At 72.3% G+C, this 8,867-nt stretch carries 8 protein-coding genes; 2 read left to right on the top strand and 6 right to left on the bottom strand.

Going from position 1 to position 8,867, the window contains the following annotated elements:
- Positions 1-101: 101 nt before the first annotated feature.
- The 4 genes from ACXAHD_RS29700 to ACXAHD_RS29715 all read right to left on the bottom strand — a co-directional run bounded on the left by ACXAHD_RS29700 (position 102) and on the right by ACXAHD_RS29715 (position 6,002).
- The gene (locus tag ACXAHD_RS29700; protein WP_475054792.1) at positions 102-239 is read right to left on the bottom strand and encodes a hypothetical protein; all 138 of its coding nucleotides are present in this window, start codon (positions 237-239) and stop codon (positions 102-104) included.
- A 118-nt stretch (positions 240-357) separates the two neighbouring features.
- Entirely contained in the window at positions 358-2,349 is a 1,992-nt protein-coding gene (gene dxs, locus ACXAHD_RS29705; RefSeq protein WP_281554083.1) for a 1-deoxy-D-xylulose-5-phosphate synthase, read from the bottom strand.
- A 205-nt stretch (positions 2,350-2,554) separates the two neighbouring features.
- A complete protein-coding gene (locus ACXAHD_RS29710) occupies positions 2,555-3,877 on the bottom strand; it encodes a class I SAM-dependent RNA methyltransferase (RefSeq protein ID WP_475054794.1) in 1,323 nt (440 codons plus the stop codon).
- On the bottom strand, positions 3,867-6,002 hold the full coding sequence (locus tag ACXAHD_RS29715) for an APC family permease (protein ID WP_475054796.1): 2,136 nt from the start codon (positions 6,000-6,002) through the stop codon (positions 3,867-3,869). The genes ACXAHD_RS29710 and ACXAHD_RS29715 overlap by 11 nt, the downstream gene beginning before the upstream one ends.
- Positions 6,003-6,176: 174 nt before the next feature.
- Here ACXAHD_RS29715 and ACXAHD_RS29720 point away from each other — a divergent pair, with 174 nt between their 5' ends.
- Together ACXAHD_RS29720 and ACXAHD_RS29725 are read left to right on the top strand one after the other, a co-directional pair.
- A complete protein-coding gene (locus ACXAHD_RS29720; protein ID WP_281554081.1) occupies positions 6,177-6,842 on the top strand; it encodes a potassium channel family protein in 666 nt (221 codons plus the stop codon).
- Complete coding sequence (locus ACXAHD_RS29725; RefSeq protein ID WP_281554080.1) at positions 6,842-7,576, top strand: potassium channel family protein; 735 nt, start codon at positions 6,842-6,844, stop codon at positions 7,574-7,576. The genes ACXAHD_RS29720 and ACXAHD_RS29725 overlap by 1 nt, the downstream gene beginning before the upstream one ends.
- A 29-nt stretch (positions 7,577-7,605) precedes the next feature.
- Here the strand turns inward: ACXAHD_RS29725 and ACXAHD_RS29730 are convergent, their stop codons facing one another.
- Both ACXAHD_RS29730 and ACXAHD_RS29735 read right to left on the bottom strand, forming a co-directional pair.
- Positions 7,606-8,289: a DUF3159 domain-containing protein gene (locus ACXAHD_RS29730; protein ID WP_281554079.1), complete on the bottom strand. Its 684-nt coding sequence runs from the start codon at positions 8,287-8,289 to the stop codon at positions 7,606-7,608.
- Between the two features lie 49 nt (positions 8,290-8,338).
- Positions 8,339-8,719 (bottom strand): OB-fold nucleic acid binding domain-containing protein, encoded by a 381-nt coding sequence (locus ACXAHD_RS29735; RefSeq protein WP_278168155.1) that lies wholly within the window; start codon positions 8,717-8,719, stop codon positions 8,339-8,341.
- Positions 8,720-8,867: the final 148 nt, after the last annotated feature.

Raw genomic sequence — 8,867 nt, forward strand, 5'->3', positions numbered from 1 at the left:
TGCGGGCAGGCCCGTCCCCCGGGCCGGTGTCCGGGCGGGAGGCGCAACCCGCCCGGTCGGGAAGCGTCGCGGGAGGAAAGCGAAAATGTCCGATGCCCTCCTTACCCCCCCCCCCCCTTTCTCCCCCCCCCCCCCCCCCCTCCACAACCCCCCCCCCCCCCCCTTCCTCTCCGTCCCCCCCCCCCCTTCTCCCCCGCCTTGCAGTCCCGGGACCGGATGTCGGCGGCGCACCTCGGCAACACGGAAAGCTTGCGATGACTCGGCGACGGCGTGTCGATGAGGCAGAGTGGATCAACCCCGAACGACGGCCGTCCGCAGAGCTCGCGGGAACCGGTGCGCGAGCGACTGACTCGACGCTCAGCTGCGCCGGCCGGCACCACGTCGGGTGGTGGCCCGGTCACCGGAAACGTCACCGACGAAGCCCGTGCCGGCCGGCGGGTCGTTGTCCGGATCATCCAGCCCGGAGATCCAGCCGGTCACGTCGCGCGCCACGTCCTGCGCGGTCAGCCGCAGATCGGCAAGGATCTGCGCCCGGCTGCCGTGCGGATGCCAGTCGGCCGGTACGCCGAGATCACGCAGCGGCACCGGCACATCGGCATCGCGCAGCGCCTTGGCAACGGCGTCCCCGACACCGCCGGTGCGTACCCCGTCCTCGACGGTGACCACCAGCCGGTGTGCGGCGGCGAGCTCGACCAGCTCGGCGGCGACTGGACGGACCCAGCGCGGGTCGACCACGGTCACCCCGTAGCCCTGCTCGGCGACCCGGGCCGCCACGTCGACGCCGAGGTGTCCGAACGCGCCGACGGCGATCAGCAGCACGTCGCGCCGGTCGGACTCGACCAGCACGTCCACCCCCCCGACCCGACGCACCGCCGGCAGGTCGGCGGCGACCGAACCGGTCGGGAAGCGCACCAGGGTCGGGCCGTCGTCGACCGCCACCGCCTCGCGCAGCTCCTCACGCAGAGTCGCCGCGTCCCGGGGGGCGGCGATCCGCAGCCCTGGCACCACCCCGAAGACCGACATGTCCCAGATGCCGTAGTGGCTGGGCCCGTCCGGGCCGGTCACCCCGGCCCGGTCCAGCACGAAGGTCACCGGCAACCGGTGCATCGCCACGTCCAGCAGCACCTGGTCGAACGCCCGGTTGAGGAACGTCGCGTAGACCGCGACCACCGGGTGCAGCCCGCCCATCGCCAGGCCGGCGGCCGAGGTGGTGGCGTGCTGCTCGGCGATACCAACGTCGTACACCCGGTGCGGGTACTTGCGGGCCAGCGACGCGATGCCGGTCGGCTCGGCCATCGCCGCGGTGATCCCGACGACGTCGGGCCGCTCGTCGGCGACCGCCACCAGCTCGTCGGCGAAGACGTGGGTCCACTTCACCGCCGGCGCGGCCAGCAGCTTGCCGGTCTCCACATCGAAAGCGCTGCTCGGACCGTGCAGGCAGTCGGCCTCGTCCTCCTCGGCCGGCCGGTAGCCGTACCCCTTTCGGGTCACCACGTGCACGATCACCGGCCCGCCGAAGCCCTTGGCCCGCTGCAACGCCGACTCGACGGCGGCCAGGTCGTGGCCGTCGATCGGGCCGACGTACTTGATGCCGAGGTCCTCGAACATGGTCTGCGGCGCGACCGCGTCCTTGATGCCCTTCTTGACCGCGTGCAGCACCTCGTACATCGGCCGGCCGACCATCGGGGTGGCGCCGAGGGTGTCCTTGACCAGGTCGAGGACCTTCTCGTAGCCGGGGTTCAGCCGTAGGGCCGCCAGGTGGTCGGCCAGACCACCGATGGTCGGCGCGTACGACCGGCCGTTGTCGTTGACCACGATGACCAGCGGGTTGCGGGCACCGGCTATGTTGTTGAGCGCCTCCCAGCACATGCCGCCGGTCAACGCCCCGTCACCGACGACGGCGACCACGCTGCGCGCCTCGCCGCGCAACGCGTACGCCTTGGCCAGACCATCCGCATAGGACAGTGCGGTGGAGGCGTGCGAGTTCTCGATCAGGTCGTGCTCGCTCTCGGCCTGGCTCGGATAGCCGGACAGGCCACCTCGTTGGCGGAGCTGGTCGAAGGCGGCCTGCCGGCCGGTCAGGATCTTGTGCACGTACGCCTGGTGACCGGTGTCGAACAGGAACCGGTCCCGAGGTGAGTCGAAGACCCGGTGCATGGCGATGGTCAACTCCACCACACCGAGGTTGGGTCCCAGGTGCCCGCCGGTGCGGGACACCTTGGCGACCAGGAAGTCACGGATCTCGGCGGACAGCACCGCCAGCTCGTCGGCGGAGAGCCGCTTGACGTCCTGAGGTGTGCGGACGGTGGCCAGCAATCGGCCGTCGGATCCTGCCTCTACCTGGCTCAATTTCGCTCCCAACTGCCCGGCGCGCGCCGATGTGCGGCGCTGGGCGGCTACCCGGCGGCGGCGTACGCTCCGGCCCGCGTACGGCGTCCGCCCATGACCGCAGAGTCTATCGGGATCGCGCCGCTGCGCAGCGCCGCCGACCGGTCGACGTGCGGCCTGCTGGCGGGCCGATGTGCGGCCTGCCCGCGGGTCCGTCCGACCGGGGTCATCGACCGGCGGCCGGGGTAAGCAGGGCGACGCACTCGACGTGCCGGGTCATCGGGAAGCAGTCGTAGCCGTGCAACGCCGTCAGCGACCAGCCGAGGTCGCGGAAGGTACGCACGTCCCGGGCGAGCGCGGCCGGGTCGCAGGCAACGTAGGCGATGGCCCGCCGGGTGGCCGCTGCGATCCCGGCGACCACGCGGGCGCCCGCACCGGCCCGGGGCGGATCGAGCACCACCAGGTCGACCGGTCCGGTGATCCGGCGGCGGGTCAGCGCCGTCTCCACCCGGGCCGCGACCACCTCGATCCGGGGCAGGTCGGCCAGGTTGAGTCGGGCCGCAGCCACCCCGGCGGACGACGATTCGACCATCGTGACCCGCCCGTGCGGCCCGGTCCGGCCGGCCACCGCGGCGGCGAACAGACCAGCACCGCCGTACAGGTCCCACGCCGACTCGCCGGGACGGGGACGCAGCAGGTCCAGCACCGAGGTGATCAGGGTGTCGGCGGCCGCCGGATGCACCTGCCAGAACGCCCCGGCCGGCAGCCGCCAGTGGCGGCCGGCGGCGGACTCAGTGACCTGCGTCACCGAACCGGGTAGCGCATCGGACACCGCGCCGGGCAGGTCCGACTGCGCACCGGACCCAGCGCCGGACGTCCCCGCCGACCGGGGTGCCGACCCGCCGACCGGGGTGACGACGACCTCGCCGGCGGCCGAGGCGACCACCTCGACCGCGTCGACACCCGGCCACCGACGTCCGGCGGCCGGCACCACCGGCGCCGCCTGCACGGCCGGGTGGGCGATCAGGCAACGGTCCACCGGCACCACCTCGTGTGACCGGTGCTTGAGCAGGCCGGCCCGGTCTGCGGCGTCGACGGTGTAGCGCACCCGGGTCCGCCAGCCGAGCGGTCCGCCCGGCAGCGGCCGGACCTGCGGCGCCAACCCGTCGACCTCGGCCCCGGTCAGCCCACCGAGTCGCAGCAGTTGCTCCCGGACCACCGCCTCCTTCCAGGCCAGCTGACCGGCCACGGTGACGTGCTGCAGGTCGCAGCCGCCGCAGCGGCCGGGGCCGGCGTACCGGCAGGGTGGCTCGACCCGGTCCGGAGCCGGTTCGTGCACGGTCACCGCGTCACCGCGCAGGTAGCCCCGGTGCGTCTCGGTGATCTCGACGGTGACCAGTTCGCCCGGCAGGGCGTGCCGGACGAAGACCACCTGGCCGTCGACCCGGGCGACGCAGTGGCCGCCGTGTGCCACGGTGCCCACCCGTACCGTCGTCCGGTCGCCTTCCGCCAGGTCGGCCCGTGCGGAATTTCCGGTGTCACCGGTCACCGCGTACCTGCCCCTCCGACGCCGGCCGTTGGCCGCCCGACCCCGCCGGATCCGCCGGCACCGTCGGCACCGTCGGCCCGGCCGAATCGGACGCGACAGCCAGATCGTCCGGGTCGACCGGGTCGATCGGATCAGTGGGCATCGGGCGCGGACCACGCGCCGGACCGCGGCTGAGCGCCTCGTCGTACCGGCTCAGGTCCCGGCCGACGCTCGACGCCAACTGCCATGGGACGCTGGTCACCATCACCCCCGGTTCGAACAGCAGCCGGCCCTTCAGCCGAAGCGCGCTCTGGTTGTGCAGCAGGTTCTCCCACCAGTGGCCGACCACGTACTCGGGGATGAACACGGTGACCACGTCGCGTGGCGCGTCGCGACGCACCGACTTGACGTAGTCGATGATCGGCCGGGTGATCTCCCGGTACGGCGAGTCGACCACGGTCAGCGGCACCGGCAGCTCGCGGCGGTCCCACTCGGCCTGCACCGCGCGGGTGTCCGCGTCGTCCACCCGTACGGTGAGCGCGGCCAGCGAGTCCGGGCGGGTGGCCTGGGCGTACGCGACCGCCCGCAGCGTCGGCAGGTGGACCTTGCTGACCAGCACCACGGCGTGGTTGCGGGCGGGCAGCACCGGCCGGCCCTCGGCCGGGGTGAGTTCCCGGGCCACCGTGTCGTAGTGCCGGCGGATGCCCAGCATCAGCGCGTACACGCCGGCCATCGCGGCGATCGCGATCCACGCGCCGAGGGCGAACTTGGTGACCAGCACGACGACCAGGACGGCGCCGGTCAGCGTCATGCCGAACCCGTTGATCGCCCGCGCCCGGTGCATCCGACGGCGTACCGCCGGGTCCCGCTCGGTACGCAGTCGCCGGTTCCAGTGCCGCAGCATGCCGGCCTGGGACAGGGTGAACGAGACGAACACCCCGACGATGTAGAGCTGGATCAGCCGGGTCACCTCGGCCTGAAGCACCACGGTCAGCACGATCGCGAAGCCGGCGAGGAACAGGATGCCGTTGCTGAACGCCAGCCGGTCGCCCCGGGTGTGCAGCTGGCGGGGCAGGTACCGGTCCTGGGCGAGGATCGAGCCGAGCACCGGGAATCCGCTGAACGCGGTGTTCGCGGCGAGGAACAGGATCAGCGCGGTCACCCCGGCGGCGACGAAGAGCAGCACACCGGAGCCGAAGACGGTCTCGGCCAGCTGGGCCACCACCGTCTTCTGCACGTAGCCGTCCGGGCCGGACTCGATCTGCAGCGCCGGGTTCTCCACGAACTGCAGCCCGGTGAGCTGGGCCAGCCAGATGATCCCGGCGATCATGGCCACCGACAGCGCGCCGAGCAGCACCAGGGTGGTGGCGGCGTTGCGGCTCTTCGGTGGGCGAAACGCCGGCACGCCGTTGGAGATCGCCTCCACCCCGGTCAACGCCGCGCAGCCCGACGAGAAGGCCCGCAGCAGCAGGAACGCCATCGCGAAGCCGGTCAGGTCGACCCACTCGGCGGCGATGACCAGGTCCGCGCTGGGCGCGCGCAGGTCGTGCCCGAGGATGAAGATCCGGATCAGGCCGGTGGCGATCACCGCGGTGATCACGATGACGAAGCCGTACGTCGGTACGGCGAACATCCGCCCGGACTCCCGCACCCCGCGCAGGTTGAGGGCGGTGAGCGCCACGATGGCCGCCACCGCCACCGGCACCTTGTGCTCGGCCACGAACGGCAGCACCGAGCCGAGGTTGGCCACCCCGGAGGCGACCGAGACGGCGACGGTCAGTACGTAGTCGATCAGCAGGGCGCTGGCCACCCCGACGCCGAACCGAGGACCGAGGTTGACGCTGGCCACCTCGTAGTCGCCGCCACCGGACGGGTAGGCGTGCACGTTCTGCCGGTAGCTGGCCACCACCGTGACCATCACCACCGCCACCGCCAGAGTGACCCACGGCGAGTAGACGAACGCGGCCGCCCCGGCGATGGACAGGGTCAGCAGGATCTCGTCCGGCGCGTACGCCACCGAGGAGAGCGCGTCGGACGAGAAGACCGGCAGCGCCACCCGCTTGGGCAGCAGGGTGTGCTGGAGCCGGTCGGACCGGAACGGCCGGCCCAGCAGCAGCCGTTTGATCAGGGAGGTCGGACTGGCCACAAGCGCTAAGGGTACGGCCGTCCGGCTCCCGACGAATCCGGGTGGCTGATCACGCGGCCTGCCCGCCGGCACGGTACGGTCGGCGCGTCATCCGGCCGCCGCGTGGCAGGCTGGCAGGTGAACGTGGGTCCGCTCCGGCACGCGTTCGACGGATCGCCCTGCGGGAGGGCCCAGGTGCACGTCGTGATCATGGGTTGCGGCCGGGTCGGCTCGACCCTGGCACACAACCTGGAGGACCGCGGCCACTCGGTCGCGGTGATCGACAAGGACGCCAACGCGTTCCGTCGGCTGCCCAACGACTTCGCCGGCACCCGGGTCACCGGCTCCGGCTACGACCGCGACGTGCTGCAGTCGGCCGGGATCGAGCAGGCCGACGCCTTCGCCGCCGTCTCCAGTGGCGACAACTCCAACATCATCTCGGCCCGGCTGGCCCGCGAGACGTTCGGCGTGTCCCGGGTCGCCGCCCGCATCTACGACCAGCGGCGGGCCGAGGTCTACGAACGGCTCGGCATCCCGACGGTGGCGACCGTACGGTGGACCGCCGACCGGATGCTGCGGCACCTGGTCCCCGAAGGGCACGTGGAGATCTTCCGGGACCCGACCAGCACGGTGTCGATCGTCGAGGTGCCGCTGCACCGGGAGTGGATCGGGCGGCCGCTGCAGGCGCTGGAGCGGGCGGCCGGCACCCGGGCGGCCTACCTGATGCGGTTCGGAATCGGCACGCTGCCGACCCCGTCCACCGTGCTGCAGGAAGGTGACCAGGTCTTCATGCTGGTCACCGACGACATTGCCGACGCCGTCACGTTGACCGCCGGCAGCCTGCCGGAAGGAGCGCGGTGATGCGGGTGGCCATCGCGGGTGCCGGCAACGTCGGCCGCTCCATCGCCCAGGAACTGATCGGCAACGGCCATCAGGTGACCCTCATCGAACGTAATCCCGCGCTGTTCCTGCCGGACCGGGTGCCGGAGGCCGACTGGGTGTTGGCCGACGCATGCGAGGTGGCCAGCCTGGAGGACGTCGAGCTGAGCACGTACGACGTGGTCGTCGCGGCCACCGGGGACGACAAGGTGAACCTGGTGGTCTCGCTGCTGGCCAAGACGGAGTTCAGCGTCCTCCGGGTGGTGGCACGGGTGAACCGGGCCGAGAACGAGTGGCTGTTCACCGAGCAGTGGGGCGTCGACGTGGCGGTCAGCAAGCCACGGGTGATGGCGGCACTGGTCGAGGAGGCGGTGACGGTCGGCGACCTGGTCCGACTGATGACCTTCCGCCAGGGTGAGGCGAACCTGGTGGAGATCACCCTGCCGACCGACGCCCCGTACGTCGGGCACGCCGTGCGCACCGTGCCGCTGCCCCGCGACTCCGCCCTGGTGGCGATCGTCCGGGGCAAGCGGGTACTGACCCCCGGCCCGGACGACCCGCTCGAACCCGGTGACGAACTCGTCTTCGTCTGCACCGCTGAGGTGGAGGACGACGTCCGAGCGGTCGTCCTCGGGGCGGACAGCGTGGCCCGCACCCGGCGCGGCGAGCAGCCGCCAGCGCCGGTCCGCAACGAGCAACCGCCACCGCAGGACTGAACCCCGGCCGGCCAGCGGACGGGCGGCTGTCAGTTCGAGGCGGCCAGCACCGGTCCGGCGCCGTGGCGCTCACGGTTGACCCGACGGACGACCCAGATGGTGATCGCCAGCAGCACCGCGTACGGCGGATAGCCGAGCAGCAGCCGGGAGACGCCCAGCGCGGTCTCCATCGACGCGACGTAGAAGCCGGCCTGTACACCGACCTTGAGCAGCCAGACGACGCCCCAGAGCACGGTCAGCCGGTTGAAGGTGCGGATCAGCACGGGGTCGGCGCGCCACTCGGAGCGGCCGCCTGCCGCGAGCACCGACCAGATCCAGCCGACCAGCGGCTGGCGGATCACCACCGAGCCGAGCAGAGCCAGTCCGTAGCCGATGCCGTACAGGATGCCGGGCAGGTAGAAGTCGCGTTCCTCGCCGGTCCGCCAGGCGAGCAGGGCACCGATGCCGATGCCGAACAGCCCGTTGACCGCGTGCCGGATCGGACGACGCTGCAGCAGCCGGACCACCGCGATACCGACCGCGACACTCACCGCGGCGATCAGCGCCACCGACAGTTCCCAGATGACGTTGCAGACCACGAAGACGGCGATCGGCACGCTCGACTCGACGAGCCCGCGCCAGCCGCCGAGCTGCTCGGCCATCTGCTCGGTGATGCTCGGCAGGCGTTCCTCGTCGTCATTGCCGGCTGCCGGGGGGTGCTGTCCAGAGGTCATCGGCACCGCCTTCCTTCGTCGGTGGCGGCGCCGGACGGGACCGGCCGGCTCACCGGGGGGATTCCAACTCGTAGTGCGGGTTGTAGATCACCTTACGGTCGTCGCGGACCGCGACCCGGCCGCGGGCGGTGAGCTGGCGGCCTGGTTCGATACCGGCGATCCGTCGCCGGCCCAGCCAGACCAGGGTGACGACGTCGCTACCGTCGTAGAGGTCGGCCTCCAGGCTCGGCAGGTTGGTCCGAGGGCAGTAGACCACCGTACGGAGCCGACCGGAGACCGAGACAACCTCGCCGCGGTGACACTGCCCGGCGGGGGTAGCTCCGCACTCGGCGCTCTCCCGCTGTAGCTGTTCGGCGTCAAGCTCGGCTTCGGTGGCGGCGAGCCGGCGCAGGAACCGGCGCAGCGACGGACGGCGTTCATCGATCGCCATGACCGTCTGCCCCTCCTCGGCGTCGCCGGTGCGGCGCGGATCCACGTCGGGCGCGGACCGCCCCACCAGGGTACGCCGCGACCGGCACCGGCCAACTGGCCGGTGCGCCCGGCCGATCGGTGGGCCCGGCCCGCCGGTGCCGCCACGG

The organism is Micromonospora sp. ABR4_055 (assembly GCF_056160425.1).

Bases quoted from the DNA above. Each gene is read 5' to 3' on its own strand.
- ACXAHD_RS29735 (WP_278168155.1), bottom strand. From the start codon at position 8,719: ATGGCGATCGATGAACGCCGTCCGTCGCTGCGCCGGTTCCTGCGCCGG.
- ACXAHD_RS29730 (WP_281554079.1), bottom strand. From the start codon at position 8,289: ATGACCTCTGGACAGCACCCCCCGGCAGCCGGCAATGACGACGAGGAA.
- ACXAHD_RS29725 (WP_281554080.1), top strand. From the start codon at position 6,842: ATGCGGGTGGCCATCGCGGGTGCCGGCAACGTCGGCCGCTCCATCGCC.